This window comes from Bradyrhizobium roseum (assembly GCF_030413175.1).
Lineage (GTDB): Bacteria > Pseudomonadota > Alphaproteobacteria > Rhizobiales > Xanthobacteraceae > Bradyrhizobium > Bradyrhizobium roseum.
Map to the genome: position 1 here is coordinate 2246924 of NZ_CP129212.1, position 17344 is coordinate 2264267.

Here is a 17344-nt window from a genome sequence, read left to right on the forward strand (position 1 = left end):
CAAATTAGCGCGTGGGAACCAACTGCTTTGCCGTTTCCAGCACCGCGGCGACGACTTCATCTTGCTGAACCGTGTTGAGTTCAGGATACATCGGCAGCGAAAGAACCTCATCGGAGGCTTTTTCCGAATGCGGGAAATCGCCGCGTTTCCACCTTGCGTCCGAATAGGCCTGCTGCAGGTGAACCGGGATCGGGTAGTGGATGCCGGTCTGGACGCCCTTGGCCGTCAGTTCCTGCTGCCATCGCGCCCGTTCCGGGCTGCGGACCGCATAGACGTGATAGACGTGGCGGCAGCCTTCGGACTGCCGGGGCGTTTGGATCCCACTGCCGGCAAAGGCCTTGTCGTAATAGCGGGCCGCGGCCCGGCGGGCTTCGGTCCACGCCTCGATGTGGCGCATCTTGACGCGCAGCACGGCGCCCTGGATACCCTCCATGCGGAAGTTATAGCCCTTCATCACGTGATGATATTTCTGCTCCGCGCCCCAGTCCCGCAGCATCCGGATGCGCTTGGCGTAATCGGGATTGTCCGTCGTCACCATGCCGGCTTCGCCATAGGCGCCGAGGTTCTTGCCGGGATAGAAACTGAAGCACGCCATGTCGCCGAGGCTGCCGACGCGACGACCCTTGTATTCGGCGCCGTGCGCCTGGGCCGCATCCTCGATCACGATCAAGCCGCGCCGCCGCGCGATCTCGACGATGGGATCCATGTCGGCCGGCTGGCCGTACAGATGAACCGGAATGATAGCACGGGTTTTCGAAGTGATCGCCGCTTCGATCTTGGCCGGGTCCATGTTGAACGTCTGCGGGTCGATGTCCACGTAGACCGGCGTGGCGCCGGTGTAGTGGATCGCCGCGGCAGTCGCCACGAACGTGAAGGGGACGGTGATGACCTCGTCACCCGGGCCGATGCCCGCCGCCAGCAGAGCGAGATGCAGGGCGCTGGTGCCCGAGTTGACGCCCATCGCTTCCCTGGCGCCGCCATACGCTGCGAATTCCTTCTCGAGCGCCGCAACCTCGCTGCCCAACGTAAACTGGCAGCTGTCGAGGACGCCCTGAATGGCGACGGCAATCTCGTCTTTGATGCTGGCGTACTGCGCCTTCAGATCAACGAACGGAATCACTGAAATTTTCCCTTGCGCTGGATGTGGACGGTTTCGCCGCGACCCCGCATCGAGCTGGTGGCGGCTTCCACCAGTTCGACGACGCGAAGCCCCATGTGACCGTCGGTCATCGGAGGTTGAGATTTTTCGATGCAGTCGACGAAATGTTCGACGGCGACGCGAAGCGCTTCACCTTCGTTGAGCTTTGGCGCCCACATGTCCCCGGTACGATAGCCGACCCGCATTTCGTAGATCTTCTTGGGGTCGTCGGTGAAACTGACCCCCTTGTCGTAGACCTTGATCTTTTCGCTCGGCTCGAGGTCGTCGTACGTGATCATCTTGTTGCTTCCGCCCAGCAAGATCTGCCGCACCTTTACCGGTGCCAGCCAGCTGACGTTGATGTGGGCAATCGTGCCGCTGTCATAGAACATCGTGATGTAGGCCAGGTTCTCCGGCGTTCCCGGGAAGTGATTGATGCCGGCGGCAGACACGGCGTTGGGATGTTCCTTCAACAGATGATCCAGAATCGAGAAGTCATGGACTCCCAGATCCGCGATGACATTTACGTCGTGCTGAAACAGACCAAGGTTCACCCGGCTGCTGTCGTAATACAGGATTTTTCCGAGTTCGCCGCTGGACACGATCTCCTGCATCTTGCGAACGGCGCCGGTGTAAACAAAGGTATGATCCACGAAAAGGATCAGCTTGCGCTTCTCCGCCTCCTCCAGGAGCTGGCGCGCCTGCAACGACGTTTCCGTCATCGGCTTTTCGAGCCAGAGATGCTTGCCGGCCTTCAGCACCGCCATGCCCAGTTCGAAATGGGTGCTGACCGGCGTGGCGATGGCGATCGCATCGATCGAGGGATCGCGGATCAGGTCCTGATAGTCGGCGGTGGTCGTCACCGCGGGAAAGCGGCGCTGGACCAGCGCAAGTTTTTCAGGGGATGAATCTGCGACCGCGGTGAGCTTGACGCGGGAGACCTCCGCAAGATTTCGAACGAGGTTGGGACCCCAATATCCGTAACCGATAACGCCTACGTTGATCACTAGCTTCTGAGCCTCTCGTAGCCGAGCTGATTTAAAGAATGCGTTTCTGTAAATTGTCTTCGTCGCTGGATCGGCAGGTCGATAATATCCCCAGCCGGTGAATTGTCATTTCTCCGCTAGGATGCGTTTGCCTTGGCGGAGTCCGCGCCGTGCCGCGTGTCTCCGACGATTTTAGCAGGCACGCCGGCCACGATCGCGTAATCGGGCACGTCCTTGGTCACGACGGCGCCGGCGCCGACCAGCGCCGATGCGCCGATCGTCAGGCCCGGCAGAATCGTGGCGTTCGAGCCGATCGAGGCGCCGCGCTTCACTTTGGTGAATTCGAGCTTCCAGTCTTCTTCGGTCATGGGAGAGCCGTCCGGATTGGTCGCCCGCGGCAATCGATCGTTGGTGAACATCACGCCGTGGCCAATGAAGACTTCGTCTTCAATAACGACTCCCTCGCAGATAAAACTGTGGGATGAGATCTTGCAGCGCGCGCCGATCGAGGCGTTTTTCTGGATTTCCACAAAGGACCCGACACGGCTGTCGTCCCCAATCGAGCAACCGTAAAGATTCACTTGATCCGGATGATAGATCTTGACGTTGGTTCCCAGTTTACTGGTGTCTGATATTGGCATACGAATTTTCTTTCTGACCGGGACGAGATGCGTGCCCGGAGCACCAAAGCTCGGCAAGTGATAGCATTTATCTCAAGTGCCGTAAGCCCGACCCCTGGTGAAATATCGTTTTCGAGCGGTCTAGTTCTTCCGAAGGTTAAGGTCGCGCAAGCTCCGCTTTCGCCAGTTGCTGTCGAAGCTTGCTGGTGAAACGCGGCCCGTTATCGTTAACGGTGGACACCACCACATTCTCCCGGCAACGCCGCTGCATTAACCAGGAATTTGTGTATGACTGATGCCCGGTTGGCGCGGACAACGCGAGCCAGCCGGTGAACCCGACAGATGTATGCGCAGGCCACGAGCAGCCTGCGCCAAGTCTACCGGCATACTTGATGATATTAATCTCACTTCGATCGTTGCCCGCTCTGTCCCCGAGTTGTCGTCAATGAACAAGCTATCGGCGAGTCTCCGCAGCATTTCTCCGTCGCTGTGGCAGTACCTGAAGTACAAGCAGTATATGTGGTCGAAGGACTCCGAGCGCGAGATCCATTTCGTCGAGAGATACATCAGCGCCGATCGGGCCGCGGTCGACATCGGTGTTCACCTCGGGTTTTATACGCGGCACTTCACCAGGTTTGCGAAGTCGGTCATTGGCTTCGAAGCCAATCCGGCCAGCGCAAGGTTTGCCCAAAGCGTCTTCGGAAATTCCGTCCGAATAGAATGGAGCGCGCTATCTTCCGACTCGGGTTCTGCGACATTACGAATACCGGTCACGATGGGAGACGTTGCGGCGTTGGGCACCATTTCCGACGTGAACGCGCTTGGCGGGCATGAATTCACCGAAGTCGTTGTCCCCAAGAAGCGATTGGACGACTTCGATCTGCCGCCGATCGGATTCATCAAGATCGACGTCGAAGGCCATGAAGAGTCGGTACTCCATGGCGCCGAGGGGATTGTCGAGCGGGATCGCCCGAATTTCATGATCGAGATCGAGGAACGCCATAACCCCGGCGCGATTGAACGCACCGCTGCGTGGTTCAAAGACAAGGGCTACAAGGGACAGTACTTCGACGGCGCCGAGATGCGCCCGATCGATGGATTCCGCCATGCTGAGCTGCAGTCGGGCAAACCCGGGCAGCCCTACATCAATAACTTCTTTTTCGTGCCTTGAGCGGATTCGTCATGTTCGCGGGAAGGAACGGGAATGCCAACAGGCGTTGTTAGGGTGTTTCATCGCTCCAAAGGGTATGGCTTCATTCGTTCCGAAACGGGCGGGGAAGACATTTTCGTTCATCGCAGGGCGCTCGAGGCTGCCGGCATCAATTACCTGCGAAAAGGCCACAGGGTCAGCTTCGATCAGGCCAATGATTTGGGCAGGCCGTTTGCGACCAATCTGCGACTGGAAACAAAGCGGCAGGTCAACGGAGCTTCGGTTGGCTTGCAGGATGCGGAGATCGAGCATGCCGAACTGGTTGTCGAACAGCCAGACAAGCCCGTTCGAAAGCCGATCGCGCGCGTGGAGCTTGAGCAATCGCTGGCGGATGCGGTTCGCAGCGTCGCTCCCGAATGCCAGGCCCTTGTCGGGGTGATCATCGAACGCGTGGTTTCTAAAGCGCCGGACGGGTCCAATTGGGCGGTGAAAGGCGTGCGGTACGGCCGGGCCGATCGCGACCGATGCGAAGCCGCGTTGGGTGTGTGCCTTCGTGAAAAGCAACTCGAATACGTGCTGTCGGACGAGCCCGACGTGAGCTAGTGGGCAAGATCGGCGCAACAAGGGAGCGCACCGTGTCGGCGCAGCAGGTCGTGGGGGTCTATCGCTGTCGTTGCAGCCGGTATCTGCGAACCGTTTGCGCGCCAGAAGTCCCCACGCAATTCACGACATAGTGACGTCAGGCCTTGACCTCGGAGCCGCTGATGCTGCGACTAAGTAGAAGGGGACGCCGTTTGGCATCTCACTTGCTTTGATAGCTTTGGGTTGGGCAGGCAATTTCAATATGACACGGCGACATATCATTTTAGGTCGGGACAAGGGACATCTTGAAGCAGAACGGGACAGGTGGCTCTCCGAGCACCCTGATTTCGAGTTGCTTCGGGAGCATCCGCCAAAAACCGAACACGGCTTGCTCGCCCGGATTGGCGGAAATGTTCCGCAGGTTTCGATTGAGCTCGAATATACCTATCGTCCGCGAGTGGTTTGATTCAGCGCTATTTAATTTCAGCGGCCGGGATTTTATTTCAGCGGCGGTGTAGCCGGTAGAAGAAGGTAGCCATCAAGGCTGCACCCAATACCGCTGCCCCCAATAGCGCATTCATACGAATGTCTTCGCCCAACAGGCCGGCATAGTCATGCAGGGCATAGCGAAGCATGGCCGCAACCAGGATCGCGGCCAAGACAATCCAGAGCACACTTCGTAGCCGAAAATCTCTCGGATCCGGCATGGAACGTTCCCCAAAAAACAAACGTTAACATCCGCTTGGCGGGTTCACAACCCTTCGCCGAGGGAGCCGTAACCCTTTGTTAATTCTTGCTGAAATAGGATTGGTTTTCACTGCGTCGCACCATCTTGCGTTGCAAGAAGGGAACAGGGGCACATGATGTTGCTGAGTGTGGCCTGCCTGACCGGCCTGTTTTTCGGCCTCCGCTACAAGTTCGTAGCCCTCATTCCCCTGACCGCTGCGGTCGTGCTGGCGCGGGTTGTCGTGGGGTCGTTTGAAGGGCAGGCGGCATTATCGATTACGCTGGACGCTATCTTGTTGGCATTCGTCCTTCAGGCCGGCTACGTGATCGGCGTGATCTGCTGTGATCTTTTCAGCCAGCTCCCGTCTCGTTCGATGGCGGCGCCTTCCAAGCGAGGCTAGGGACCCGCGCCGACCCGCGGCCCGGCTTGCACGCGGAAGCAATTTCGGCATGCGAACGGTCGGCACTCTCTGATTTTTCTGTTTTCACGCCTTTTGGTCAGGCCGGCTGGCTCTGGCCTCGTTCCAGTTGCGGATCGATTGGTCGCAAGCCGCGGACATCCCGGCGGGCGCGGAGGCGACGCGAACGGGCGCGAATTCGAAGCGCGAACTCGGCCTCCCGAACCGCCATGCGGAGTTGCAGGACCTCCGCATAAGTTTTTGCAATTTCGACGGGAATCAACCTGACCTCAACCAGCATTCTAACTTGAACCACAACCCCGATGGTCAAACCGGGTCACGGCGTAATGGTTCAACCTGCAACGACAGGCGGGGGCAACGCCATACAAAGGGGCTTGATTGGTCCGTCAGTCCTTGCCGTGCCAATGCACGGGCAAGCCGCCATGGCCGAGTCGCACCAATGGTGGCGCGCGGCCCGGATCGGTCGCACGGCTCAGCGCTCGTCAGCTCGACGGCGGCTGTTCATCCGCCGTGCTGGCCGGTTCCAAAGCGGACATTGCGGCGGCCTTCAGGCGCACCGGATCGCGCTCGCCATCGCCGGCCACTTTCAACAGCATGGCCGCGACCGAGCGAAGCTGCTCCTCGGTTGCCGGTGCGCCCGAGGAGGCCTCGGCGCTTTCCAGCGCCATCGACAGCAGTTCGATCGTTTGCTGGCTGAACGAAGGACCGCCGAACCGGCCATGGTCCAGATCCTCGATCATCCGCCGTGCTTTCAGCCGCAGCGAGGCTCGCTCGGCCTCGAGGCCTGTTGCGGAATTCGGTGCAGTTTCAGGCGACGCCTCGCGCTTGGGCTCGGGCGCAGCATCCCCGCCCGCTTGCATGCGCTTTTCAGGCACAAGCAGTTCAAGCGCAAATTTCAAGGTATCCCGAAATCTCATCTTGATGCTGCCCGGTTGTCACCTCGGCATATGCAGCGAGCCCAAGCGCTCGCATGGTCGCCATTATTACAAAAAAAATCCGAATCGTTTAACAATCCAGCCTTCCGGTTTTTCGAAAAAATGCAACGTTGTTGCCCGGGGCGGCCGTTTGTTTGGCTGTATTAAGACTTCCGCCGACGATCCCGGCGGCCTGCCGGTGCTGTGCAGCACCCGGCCCGCGCAAGGAGACGAGAGATGGCCCTCGCTTTCAAGGTTCGCTCCGCGGAGCGCGATGCGCAGACCGACAGCGAACGACTCGGCGCGATTTCGGCCGCCGTCGACGCCGCTGTCGCTGCGATTTGTAAGGAACGCGACGCGCTGCGTGCGCGGGTCGATGCGGCGCGCGACCAGGCGTCCTTTGCCACCGGCACCGATTACGATGAATATTTGACGCGCGAAGCCAAGGATGCCGCAAGGATCAAGTCATACGAGCAGCAAATGACGAGCGGCGAACAACGCACGCAGGAACTCGAGCGTCAGCTCGCCGGACTTTCCGCCATTCAGGAAGTTTTCGGCCGACATTTCGCCGGCAAGGTGCGGTAGGAACCGTCTGCCGCCGGAACCGGCAAATGAATTGTTAATTCCTGTTCAAAACCCGGAACTATGCCTGCTCCGATTGCCGGATGTTCAACCGCGATCGCAGGTGCAAATAGGCCGGCCGGGTGGTCAGCCCCAGGAAATAGCCGACCTGAACGGCGACGATGGGAAGGAACACGGCGGCCATGCTGCTCAGCAAGCCATGGCCGTTGGACCAGGAAGTTAAGACGTAGGCGCCGGCGCCCAGCACCGACAGCGGCAGCAGCGCCAGAATATTGAAGTGAAGGCCCACAAAGATGCCGGCGCCGCAGGCAATGAGAGGCAGCATGTGTTACGCACTCCACGATTATTTATAAAGGTGCATTCAAAGTTGATTAAATGTTGCCTCGCATTCCCCCCGAGGATATGGTCGCCGGCATTAACGGCGAGTTACATAAGCCTGTGAAGGTTTCTCGGATTTGCGGCCTCTAGCCAGTGGTTCAGGCGGTTGGCACTGCGCGGGCATTTTTTCATGTCGATTGGAGCGGATATTGGCGACGAGGTAAGCCCGATCGATAAGTCCGCCCCCGGTCCCGCTCGTTTCTCCAGCAACGCCGTTCCCTATCTCCTGTCGACTGCAGATGCCTTTGTGATTCTGCTGTCGAGTATCGTTGGCGGCATCGGCTACCAGCTGTCCGCCGGCTATCCTGCGCCGAACATTCTCCCGTATTGCGCCGTCGGGTTGCTGGCCAGCTTCATTCATATCCTGCGCATGAGCGGCAGCGGCTATTACGATTTCCCGGACAGCGCCAAGCCGCGCGTCGAGATCGCGGAAATACTGATCTGCTGGTTTACGACGGGGCTGCTGCTCGCGTTCTTTGCGTTTCTGCTCAAGATCGGCGTCGACTATTCGCGCGGCGCCTTCGTGGTGTTCTATTTCGTTGCGCCCGTGGGCCTGCTCGCCGTCAGGAAAGGCGCCAAGCTGGCGCTGGCGGCGGCCGTTTCGCGCGGTGTGATCGGCCGGCGGGACATCGTGCTGATCGGCGATGCCGGTGAGATCGCCGCGATGGAGCCGCGCGACCTGCTGGTCTTCTTCGGCACGTCCGAAGTCACCCGGTTCATTCTCGGCACGGAAGACGATCCCGCAAAACGCGATGCGACCGACGTCAACGTCATCAACTCCGCCGCCAACTTCGTCAGGCGCAACAATTGCCGGGAAGTTCTGCTGGCGATGCCCTGGGAGGATGCGCCCCGGCTGGAGTTCATCCGCGAGCACGTCAAGTCGCTTCCGGTCGCGGTGCGGCTGTTACCCGACGTCAGGGTCCGGACGTTGTCGAATTATGCTTCGTCGGCGCGCCAGCGCGTCCTCGCCATCGAAATCCAGCGCGCGCCGCTCAGTGCCGCGGAACGTTTCGTCAAGCGCGTGATGGACCTCGTCATCGCGAGTGTGGCGCTGGTGTTCTTCCTGCCGATCATGGCGCTCACGGCGATCGCCATCAAGCTCGACAGCCGCGGCCCGGTCATCTTCCGCCAGTTCCGAAAAGGATTTAATGGCAAGCAGTTCATGATGTTCAAATTCCGCACCATGACCGTGCAGGAAAACGGGGCCGCCGTGGTGCAGGCCACCCGGGACGATCCGCGGGTGACATCGATCGGGCGGCTGTTGCGCTCGGCAAGCATCGATGAACTGCCGCAGCTGTTCAACGTTCTCAAGGGCGATATGTCCCTGATCGGTCCACGCCCGCATGCGCTGGCCCATGACCATTATTTCGAGACGGTGCTGAGCGCCTACGCTTTCCGGCATCACGTCAAGCCCGGCATGACGGGGTGGGCGCAATGCAACGGCGCGCGCGGGGGGACGCCGACGATCGAGCACATCTCCGAGCGCGTGAAGCTCGACCTCTGGTACATCAACAACTGGAGTCTGTGGCTCGACATCCACATCCTGATCAAGACCTTTTTCGAGGTGCTTCGTAAGCGCAACGCTTACTGAACGTGCCGAAGCTGCGATCGGCTAGATGATCGACATCATTCAATCCTTGGTTGCGAAGAATCGCCCTATTTGCGGGGACCGGCGCTCGACGGCTTCGGCGAACTCCCGCAATTTACCGTGCTGATCACGATTTGAGAGATATTTGAAAGACTTAGGTTTTTCGCTCCGCAAAACGTTTGTTTGCGGAGATCTGTTGCCGAATTTACTATTTTGCTGGAAAGGGCCGTTACTGGACTTATAGTTTGTTACGAATCGCGGTGGTCAAAGACGGGATGAACAAGAAGCCCAATTTCGATGGAATGTCGGTCGACGAGTTATGGCAGCTCCACGAGGAGCTCAGTCAGGTCTTGTCGGTTCGGCTGACATCGGAAAAGCGAGAACTTGAAAAGCGCTTGGCGCAGCTTCGGCGCGAGAAAGAGATGCGCCAGTCCGAAGCCGCGGATGCCCGAAGCGCCCCGCGCGAGCGCCGGAAGTACCCGCGAGTTTTCCCGAAATACCAGAATCCCGATGAGCCGTCCGAAACCTGGTCGGGCCGCGGCAAGCAGCCCCGCTGGTTGACCGCAGCCCTCAAGACCGGTCACAAGATCGAGGAATTCGTGATTGGCAAGCCGGACGCCGGCAGCGACAATCCTCGCCGCCGCCGCGCCTAGGCGTGCTTCTGCCGCCGCCAACGCTCAGCAATCGGAGATATCGATGAAACTCGCGCTCTGTGCAGTATGGTCCCTGCTGCTGATCGGCTCCGCCGCTGCGGGTCAAACCAATTTCTCGGCCGGCAAGTTGCGGCTGGCGGATGCGGCCAGCGACGCCTGTCTGGCCAGCTGCGCCAGCCAGAACGATTCCTGCAAGCGCGTCTGTCCGACCACGCTCGGCGCTCCCTGCCAGAGCGCATGCGACAGCCAGGCGCAGACCTGCCGGCAGGGCTGCCGGAAATAACGGCGATCGCGTCTGCTGCAAGGACGTATTCGCGATTATCTCGCACGCTGCCGGTAAAACGCAGCTTCGGCATCCCAGGCCGCTGTTTCGCTCCAGCCCAGATCCGCTCCGTCGACCCTGTCGGTGTTGATGCGGACCATCGGCTCGCCGAATTCCTCCTGCTGCAGCAAATTGACGGGGCAGGCGACGGCGAGGCGGGACGACATTTCAGTGGCGAAGCGTTGCGCGAACGCGCCCTGGCTCTCGACATAGAAGCTCGGATTGAGTTTTGCGATGCCGTTCTGCGCGGGCACGCGCTCGGCAAAGGCCGCATAGGCCTTCGCCAGCAGGTCGACATGAATATTGTCGCGTACGTAGAGCGGGGTCCGCACCGCCGGGACCTCGCCCTTGAACCACGAACGGATCAGATAGTTGCAGAACCGCGGCTCCTCGAACGGCCCGATCGGGTTTGCGATGACGAACTTCCCGAGGTTGAAATGCATGGTTTCGCTGAGGAAGCGATAATGCTGCCAGGTGAGGCCCTTCGACAATCCATAGGGTGAAAAGGCCCTGAGCGGCGCATCGCCCGCGCCTTCGTCCTGTTCGAACACCGAGCCGGTGAGGACGACGCCCTTCAGGCCATTGGCCAGCATCTTCCTCAGCACCGCGACGAGGTTTTTCGTGTTGTCGGCGACGGCGCCGATGACGTCGAAGTCCGGGCTGCGGTAGTCGCCGGTCTGCGCCGCATGCTGGCACAGCAAATCCCATGAGCCCGTCCCCGCGAGATCGAGAAAACGGTCCGAGCCGAACGGGCAATCCTCGACGACTTCGGCCACGCGGCGAAGTTCGGTCACGCGCTCGCCGCGCAGGCCCGAATATTCGCGGCCCCTGAGCGGGGCAACGACCGCATGGCCGTTCGCGGCAAGGCTGCGCGCGAACCACAGACCGGTAAACGAGCTGCCGCCGGTCAGAAGGATTCTCACGTCAGCCCCCGCAAGCGCTCGATGCCGTGGAACTCAGGATCGAAATCCGGCCAACCGGCGTCCTTGGGCGAAACCTCGGCGGGCTGCCGCGGCCACTCGATGCCGAAGCGTGGATCATCATAGCGCAGGCCGCGCTCCTGTTCGGGCGCGTAGAACGCATTCACCAGGTAGAACGCCTCGGTGTCGTCGGCGAGCGTCATGATGCCGTGCGCAAACCCCTGCGGCACGAAAATCATCCGGCGGTTTTCGGCGGTGAGTTCGACGCCGAACCATTTGCCGAACGTCGGCGAATCCGGTCGCAGGTCGACGATCGCGTCATAGAGGGCGCCGCGGATACAGCGCACCACCTTGATCTCGGCGGCCGGCGCCAGCTGATAGTGCATGCCGCGCAGGGTGCCGGCTTTTGCACTGAGCGAGTTGTTGATCTGGACGACCGACATCGGCACGCCGGCCGCCTCGAATTCCTTCTGGCAGAAGAAGCGCGCGAAAAACCCGCGGTCGTCGCCGCGCTTTTCGAGTTCGATCGTGTAGGCGCCATGCAGCGGCGTCGGATGAAACTTCACGATGTCGGCCTTTCGAAGCTTACTGCCAGCGAAGGTCGGACGACAGCCGGCCGACCGCAATGTGATCCTTGAGCGTCTTGAGCCGCATCAGCGAAGAGGTGCGAAATCCCTTGTCCGAAAATCCCATGCCCCTCAGTCCGGCCGAGAGGTTGCGCACGGACTGGGCGAGCGGCACGGCGGGAAGATGCGCGGGCGCCAGTTCGGCAAACAGCGAGAAATCGACCTGATAGGAACGCAGGTCCGGCGGTGCGGCGGTATTGATGCTGACCTTGGTGCCGGGCAGTTCGTCGGCGACGACGCTGGCCAGATCGCGGACCTGATAATTGCCCTGGTTGCTGCCGGCGTTCACCACGAGAACCCGTCCGCCCTGTGCGGCGTCGCGTCCGATCGCCCATTCGATCGCCCGCGCCATGTCGGCCACGTCGATCAGCGGCCGCCACGGCGTGCCGTCGCTGAGCACGGTAATCTCGCCGGTGGCGAGCGCGCCCGCGACGAAGTCGTTCAGGACGAGGTCGAGCCGCAGCCGGTCCGACATGCCGCACGCGGTGGCAAACCTCAGGCAGGTGACCGTCATTTCGCCGGCGTTGCTGGCACGCAGCGCGTTTTCCATCGCGACCTTGGAGCGCGCATAGGCGGTGAGGGGATTGAGCGTATCGCTCTCGCGCTTGGGGCGGCCTTCGGCGGCGCCGTAGATGCTGCAGCTGGAAGCGAACACGAAACGGCCGACGCCGCGCTGCTCCGCCATCTGCGCCAGCGCCACGCTGGCCTTTTCGTTGATCGCCTCGGTGACGCCTTCGAATTCCTTGCCCATCGGGTCGTTGGAGATCGCCGCCAGATGGACGACGACATCGACGCCGTCGAGCAGCTCCGGCGGGAAGTCCCTGATGTCGCCGAAATGCACGCGATCGAGCAGCGACTCCGGCATTCTGGCCGCGCCGGTCAGATTGTGGGCAAAGAAGGCGGTATCGAAGCCGATCAATTCTGCGTCGGGAAATTTCTGCCGCAGGTGGCGCGTGAGGATCGGGCCGACATAACCCATCGAACCCGTAATGAGAATGCGCATAGAGTCTTTCTTCGTTACCATTTTTTCCAGGGGGCCTTGTTGGTCGACCACAGATCTTCCAGATACCGCTTGTCGCGCAGCGTATCCATCGGGTGCCAGAAGCCGTCATGGAGGAACACGCTGAGCTGGCCGTCGGTTGCCAGCTTGGTCATCGGCTCCTTTTCCCAGACGGTCGCGTCGCCCTCGATGTAGTCGCCGACCTTGGGCGACAGCACGAAGAAGCCGCCGTTGATCCAGTTGCCGTCGCCGCGCGGCTTTTCCTGAAAGCCGGTGACGCGGCTGCCCTGGTGGTTGATGGCGCCGAAGCGGCCGGGGGGCTGTGTGCCGGTCACGGTAGCCAGCCGCCCTTCGCGGCGATGGAAGGCGATGCTTTCGGTGATGTCGATATCGCCGACGCCGTCGCCATAGGTCAGGCAGAAGGCGTCGTCATCGCCGATATAGGGCAGGATTCGCTTGATGCGGCCGCCGATCATGGTGTCTTCGCCGGTGTCGATCAGCGTCACCCGCCACGGCTCGGCGTGCTTCTCCAGCACCTCCATCCGGTTTTCGCGGAGGTCGAACGTAACGTTCGACTGATGCAGGAAATAGTTCGAAAAATATTCCTTGATCACGTAGCCCTTGTAGCCGAGGCAAATGATGAAGTCGTTGATGCCGTGGCTGGAGTACATCTTCATGATGTGCCAGAGGATCGGCTTGCCGCCGATCTCGATCATCGGCTTGGGACGAACGTCGGTTTCCTCGGCAAACCGGGTTCCAAGGCCGCCGGCCAGCAATACTGCGCGCATTAATTCGCCATTCAATGAGATTAATAACTTTCCGGGCATTTCCTACATGAAATGTCGCCGCCGCGCGAGGCCGCGACGTCATTTCGTGACGAAATGACGGCTTGATTTCTCCGGCCGTTTTGGGGTTCCCACTTGAGGATCGGCGCACGAACGGCGACGGCGGTCCGCTTTCGTGCGCGCGTTGAGGTTGCGCGGACCGGTAAGGTTGACGGGTTAGCTTAATGCACGGCTTTGATTGAGCCGGGCAGGGCCGAAGCTATGATGTCGCATGAAGCGAAATCGCCCGCATCGAAAGGTTGTGATCAAGCGCAGGTTGCGGCTTCAGCCTGAAGACCTCGCACGACGATATCGCGAGGTCTGCGAGCTCCGGCGCAGGCTCGAGGTTGTCGCAGCCGAAGCGGCTTCCCTTCGTCCCCGAAAAATTGAGGTCTGAGCGCGTCGTCGCATCCATCGGCGCGCCGTATATTTAATGCCGGAGTTGAGTGCGATGCGCCGTCATAACCTGTCTCAAGTCACATCGCTCAATCCGGAGCGGACATGGGCGGACACCTGGCATCTCTGGACGGTCATGATGCCGAGGCGTTCGATCACGGGCCGGCTGCTATGGGGCAAGGTGTGGCGCCGGCACGACGGCCGACGCTGGATCTACAAAAAGTTCGTCGAGTATGAGTCCGACGACCCTGGCTAGTGATTGATGGCCTGAGCCGCCTTGCTGGACGTACCACTGCGCCGTTCCGAGCGAAACGCCAGCGCGACGCCGATGGCGAGGACGGTCAGGGTCGCCAGCAGGCTCGCCGGCGCGGTGCAGTTGATGCACGTCCCGACGATCGAGAATGTCTCCCCCGCGGGAGCCGAAACGAGGTTCATCATACGCTTGCCCTGACCTTTCAGGCCCGGGTGTGGGCCGGAATTAATATAGCAGCCTCTCCAGATCCGGCCAACTCGCGCATCGGCCTGGATCGGGCTTATCCCGGCGATACCGGGGGCCAAATTGACGGTCCGAACGGTCCTGTCGCCTTTGCGCTCCTTCCCGCCGCAAGCTCTTGCCGTGACATCCGATTTGGCGCCCGCCGGCAAACCGGGCCGATTTACTGTCGATTAACTATGATGTTTTACCAATTATTTACGCGCCAAAAGCCGTCGACGGCGCGAAGTTGTTGGGGGTTTTCCGTTGTTGCCTTCTCGTAGCCTTGCCACGAGATTAGCCGCCTGTGGGGCGGCTATGCTCGTTGTGTCGGGCTGCACCACCACTCCCATCGCAACGCCTTTGACCACGGCGTCGCGGCCCAGGCTGGCTGCTGGACAGCCGGTCTCGCTCGAGCAGACCTATGCCTATGACGGCGGCCCCACGGGCGCCGTGCCGCTGCCGTCGCCGTCATCGCCCGCGGTGGCCGTCATGGATGGCGGCAATGGCAGCATGATCGGCGGGACGTCGCAGCGGAAGGTCGCCGGCGGCGACGGCAGCGTGGTTCTCAATCTGGCGAGCGTTCCACTCCAGCAGGCCGCCAAGACCGTTCTCGGCGACATGATCGGCGTGAACTACGTCGTCGATCCGCGCGTCGACGGCGTGATTTCCGTGCAGACGACGCGTCCGGTCAGCAAGGCCGAGGCGCTGGAGATGTTCCAGACCGCGCTGAAGCCGATCGGCGCGGTGCTGGTGCAGAACCGCGGCACCTACCAGATTGCGCCGGCCGACCAGTCCGCCACCGGCGTGATCGCGACCGGCAATGGCCCGGCCGAAAGCGCCATGGCCGGCAACGGCATTCGCGTGGTCTCCCTGAAATATGTTTCCGCGACCGAAGTCGCGCGCGTGCTGGAGCCGATGGTGCCGAAAGGCGCGATCGTGCAGGCCGACGACGCCCGCAACATTCTCGCGCTCAAGGGCTCGCCGGCCGAGATCGAAGGCATTCTGGATTCGATTTCGGTGTTCGACGTCGACGTCATGAAGGGCATGTCGTTCGCCGTGGTCCCGGTGAAGACCGCGCAGCCGGAAAAGATGGTCGATGAATTGAAGGCGATCTTCGCTTCGGAAAAGGAAGGACCGCTGAAGGGCCGCGTCAGGTTCATCGCCAACACCAGGCTCAGCGCGATCCTGGTCGTGACGTCGCAGCCGAGCTATCTGCCGCGTGCGCAGACCTGGATCAGGCGGCTCGACGCCAAGGCGGTCGGCTCCGAGCGGCAGCTTCACGTCTATCAGGTGCAGAACCGGCCCGTGGCCGAACTGGCCAGCGTGCTGCAGTCGATGTTCTCGAATGAAATGAAGGTAGTGAAGCAGCCGACGCGCAGCGTTTCGCCGCGATCGCGGCAGGCGGGCTTCTCGGCAAGCACGGCGAGACCGCTTGGCTCGGCGGGCGCGACGCCGGATATCGATCAGGGCGGCGCACCCGGGCTCCGTGGCGGCGTCGGCATCGGCGCCGGCAACGATCTGCAAAGCCTGCAGCGTGCGTTGAACAACGAGCCGGACGCGCTGACGCCGGATGCGATCGACCCGGCCTCGTCGTCCTCGCCGTCGAACACGGCGGGCGGCGAACCGCCGCTCAAGATCGTGGCCGACGAAACCAAGAACTCGCTGCTCATCATGGCCAATGACCGGGACTACGAGCGCGTGCTTCGCGTCATCCAGGGCCTCGATGTCGTCGCCAGCCAGGTCCTGATCGAAGCGGTCATTGCGGAAGTCACGCTCAACGACAACCTGCAATATGGCGTGCAGTGGGCCTTGCAGAAGGACCGCACGCCGACCGCCTCGTTCACCAACGCCCTGAAGGGCGGCGTCGGGCAGGTTTTCCCGGGCTTCAATTATGCGGTCAACGCGGCAAGCATCGCCGCGACGCTCAGCGCACTGAATGCATTGACGCGCGTCAACGTCATCTCGACGCCTTCGCTGATGGTGCTGGACAACAAGACGGCGAGGCTGCAGATCGGCGACCAGGTGCCGATCACCACGCAGACCGCGACCAGCGTGGTGACGGCGCAAACCGCCATCGTCAATTCGATCACCATGCAGGACACCGGCGTGATCCTGTCGGTGACGCCGCGCATCAACGAAAGCGGCCGGGTGCAGCTCGAGATCGAGCAGGAGGTCAGCGCCGTGGCGAAGACCACGTCGTCGGGAATCGATTCGCCGACGATCCAGCAGCGGCGCGTGAAGACCACCGTCGTCGTCAATGACGGCGAGGTACTGGCGCTCGGCGGCATGATCCAGGAGCAGGCCGACAAGACCAGCAACCAGATTCCGTTGCTCGGCGACATCCCCGGGCTCGGTGCCGCGTTCTCCAACCGCGAAGACAAGGTCAAGAAGACCGAGCTCGTCATCCTGATCACGCCGAAGGTGGTCCGCGACGGCACCGAAAGCCGCCTCGTGACGGAAGAGTACCGGCGCAAGATGCATGTCTACATGCCGCACACGACCTCGCGCGAGCGGTCGCCGGCCAATACCGCGCAACGGATGATTTCCCAGTGAAACGCCGAGCCATCCGTTGGAGAAATCTCTGGCTGGTGCCGGCCATCGCCGGTTCGCTGGCGGGCTGCGTGACCTATGCCGGCCCGGTCGAGCCGCCGCCGCCCTATGCGATCCTGCCGGTCGATGAATCCATGAACTGCAACGGCATTGCCGCGTCCTTCCGCTACGCGGCGCGGCGCGCCGCCCGGCTGGAATACTGGCTGGCGGTGGGGCCGCTGTCGGGCTACGGCTACGAACGCTATCCGCTCGATGCGCCCAAGCAGCTGATCGACGAGCGCAGGCGGCTCGACGCGCTGTCCGATCTGCAGCGCACCAAGGGCTGCACCGTGTTCGAGCCGGGTCCCGCCGTCGTCGAGGAACGGATGAAGCTGGAAAGCTCGGTCCGCCCGCCGCCTCCGCCGGAGGCCGCCGTGCCGCCGATGCCGCCGCCGGTCGTGCTGAATTCGAAGGGGTAGGGCGTTGCCATGAACGGAACGGCGCAACGTGCGTGCG

The 17344-nt window shown here is 61.4% G+C and carries 21 protein-coding genes; 10 read left to right on the top strand and 11 right to left on the bottom strand.

Annotated features, from left to right (window positions below):
* Window positions 1-4: 4 nt before the first annotated feature.
* From QUH67_RS10585 to QUH67_RS10595, 3 genes are all read right to left on the bottom strand, one after another.
* Window positions 5-1120, bottom strand: coding sequence for a DegT/DnrJ/EryC1/StrS family aminotransferase (locus QUH67_RS10585; RefSeq protein WP_300946617.1), 1116 nt, complete (start codon window positions 1118-1120; stop codon window positions 5-7).
* Entirely contained in the window at window positions 1117-2145 is a 1029-nt protein-coding gene (locus tag QUH67_RS10590; RefSeq protein ID WP_300946618.1) for a Gfo/Idh/MocA family protein, read from the bottom strand. Before QUH67_RS10590 ends, QUH67_RS10585 begins: the two co-directional genes overlap by 4 nt.
* Window positions 2146-2261: 116 nt before the next feature.
* A complete protein-coding gene (locus QUH67_RS10595; protein ID WP_300948003.1) occupies window positions 2262-2765 on the bottom strand; it encodes an acyltransferase in 504 nt (167 codons plus the stop codon).
* A 424-nt stretch (window positions 2766-3189) separates the two neighbouring features.
* Here QUH67_RS10595 and QUH67_RS10600 point away from each other — a divergent pair, with 424 nt between their 5' ends.
* Complete coding sequence (locus tag QUH67_RS10600; RefSeq protein ID WP_300946619.1) at window positions 3190-3915, top strand: FkbM family methyltransferase; 726 nt, start codon at window positions 3190-3192, stop codon at window positions 3913-3915.
* Window positions 3916-3948: 33 nt separating this feature from the next.
* Window positions 3949-4497 carry a cold shock domain-containing protein gene (locus tag QUH67_RS10605; protein WP_300946620.1) on the top strand — a complete coding sequence of 183 codons (549 nt, stop codon included), beginning with the start codon at window positions 3949-3951 and terminating at the stop codon, window positions 4495-4497.
* Window positions 4498-4979: 482 nt separating this feature from the next.
* On the opposite strand, the gene QUH67_RS10610 is transcribed toward QUH67_RS10605, so the two are convergent.
* Complete coding sequence (locus QUH67_RS10610) at window positions 4980-5183, bottom strand: hypothetical protein (protein WP_300946621.1); 204 nt, start codon at window positions 5181-5183, stop codon at window positions 4980-4982.
* Window positions 5184-5336: 153 nt separating this feature from the next.
* On the opposite strand from QUH67_RS10610, the gene QUH67_RS10615 reads away from it, so the two are divergent.
* Window positions 5337-5603: a hypothetical protein gene (locus QUH67_RS10615; protein WP_300946623.1), complete on the top strand. Its 267-nt coding sequence runs from the start codon at window positions 5337-5339 to the stop codon at window positions 5601-5603.
* Between the two features lie 500 nt (window positions 5604-6103).
* Here QUH67_RS10615 and QUH67_RS10620 read toward each other — a convergent pair whose 3' ends face one another.
* Complete coding sequence (locus QUH67_RS10620) at window positions 6104-6496, bottom strand: hypothetical protein (RefSeq protein WP_300946624.1); 393 nt, start codon at window positions 6494-6496, stop codon at window positions 6104-6106.
* 276 nt (window positions 6497-6772) lie between these two features.
* Here QUH67_RS10620 and QUH67_RS10625 point away from each other — a divergent pair, with 276 nt between their 5' ends.
* On the top strand, window positions 6773-7120 hold the full coding sequence (locus QUH67_RS10625) for a hypothetical protein (protein WP_300946625.1): 348 nt from the start codon (window positions 6773-6775) through the stop codon (window positions 7118-7120).
* Window positions 7121-7178: 58 nt separating this feature from the next.
* Here QUH67_RS10625 and QUH67_RS10630 read toward each other — a convergent pair whose 3' ends face one another.
* Complete coding sequence (locus QUH67_RS10630) at window positions 7179-7442, bottom strand: hypothetical protein (RefSeq protein ID WP_300946626.1); 264 nt, start codon at window positions 7440-7442, stop codon at window positions 7179-7181.
* Window positions 7443-7625: 183 nt separating this feature from the next.
* Here QUH67_RS10630 and QUH67_RS10635 point away from each other — a divergent pair, with 183 nt between their 5' ends.
* The 3 genes from QUH67_RS10635 to QUH67_RS10645 all read left to right on the top strand — a co-directional run bounded on the left by QUH67_RS10635 (window position 7626) and on the right by QUH67_RS10645 (window position 10019).
* Window positions 7626-9086 (top strand): undecaprenyl-phosphate glucose phosphotransferase, encoded by a 1461-nt coding sequence (locus QUH67_RS10635; protein ID WP_300946628.1) that lies wholly within the window; start codon window positions 7626-7628, stop codon window positions 9084-9086.
* A gap of 272 nt (window positions 9087-9358) precedes the next feature.
* Window positions 9359-9736, top strand: coding sequence for an H-NS histone family protein (locus QUH67_RS10640; RefSeq protein ID WP_300948004.1), 378 nt, complete (start codon window positions 9359-9361; stop codon window positions 9734-9736).
* Between the two features lie 43 nt (window positions 9737-9779).
* Window positions 9780-10019, top strand: a complete 240-nt coding sequence (locus tag QUH67_RS10645) for a hypothetical protein (RefSeq protein WP_300946629.1) — start codon at window positions 9780-9782, stop codon at window positions 10017-10019.
* 35 nt (window positions 10020-10054) lie between these two features.
* Here the strand turns inward: QUH67_RS10645 and QUH67_RS10650 are convergent, their stop codons facing one another.
* The 4 genes from QUH67_RS10650 to rfbF are packed head-to-tail and all read right to left on the bottom strand — an operon-like array spanning window position 10055 to window position 13392.
* Complete coding sequence (locus QUH67_RS10650; protein WP_300946630.1) at window positions 10055-10981, bottom strand: NAD-dependent epimerase/dehydratase family protein; 927 nt, start codon at window positions 10979-10981, stop codon at window positions 10055-10057.
* Window positions 10978-11544 (bottom strand): dTDP-4-dehydrorhamnose 3,5-epimerase, encoded by a 567-nt coding sequence (rfbC, locus tag QUH67_RS10655; RefSeq protein ID WP_300946631.1) that lies wholly within the window; start codon window positions 11542-11544, stop codon window positions 10978-10980. Before rfbC ends, QUH67_RS10650 begins: the two co-directional genes overlap by 4 nt.
* Window positions 11545-11563: 19 nt before the next feature.
* Window positions 11564-12607, bottom strand: a complete 1044-nt coding sequence (locus QUH67_RS10660) for an NAD-dependent epimerase/dehydratase family protein (protein ID WP_300946633.1) — start codon at window positions 12605-12607, stop codon at window positions 11564-11566.
* A gap of 14 nt (window positions 12608-12621) precedes the next feature.
* Entirely contained in the window at window positions 12622-13392 is a 771-nt protein-coding gene (rfbF, locus tag QUH67_RS10665) for a glucose-1-phosphate cytidylyltransferase (RefSeq protein WP_300946634.1), read from the bottom strand.
* Between the two features lie 487 nt (window positions 13393-13879).
* On the opposite strand from rfbF, the gene QUH67_RS10670 reads away from it, so the two are divergent.
* A complete protein-coding gene (locus QUH67_RS10670; protein ID WP_300946635.1) occupies window positions 13880-14080 on the top strand; it encodes a hypothetical protein in 201 nt (66 codons plus the stop codon).
* On the opposite strand, the gene QUH67_RS10675 is transcribed toward QUH67_RS10670, so the two are convergent.
* Window positions 14077-14262: a hypothetical protein gene (locus QUH67_RS10675; protein WP_300946636.1), complete on the bottom strand. Its 186-nt coding sequence runs from the start codon at window positions 14260-14262 to the stop codon at window positions 14077-14079. The two genes, QUH67_RS10670 and QUH67_RS10675, sit on opposite strands and share 4 nt — an antisense overlap.
* 352 nt (window positions 14263-14614) lie before the next feature.
* Here QUH67_RS10675 and gspD point away from each other — a divergent pair, with 352 nt between their 5' ends.
* The gene (gene gspD, locus QUH67_RS10680; RefSeq protein ID WP_300946637.1) at window positions 14615-16852 is read left to right on the top strand and encodes a type II secretion system secretin GspD; all 2238 of its coding nucleotides are present in this window, start codon (window positions 14615-14617) and stop codon (window positions 16850-16852) included.
* Window positions 16849-17307: a hypothetical protein gene (locus QUH67_RS10685; protein ID WP_300946638.1), complete on the top strand. Its 459-nt coding sequence runs from the start codon at window positions 16849-16851 to the stop codon at window positions 17305-17307. The genes gspD and QUH67_RS10685 overlap by 4 nt, the downstream gene beginning before the upstream one ends.
* Window positions 17308-17344 lie beyond the last annotated feature (37 nt).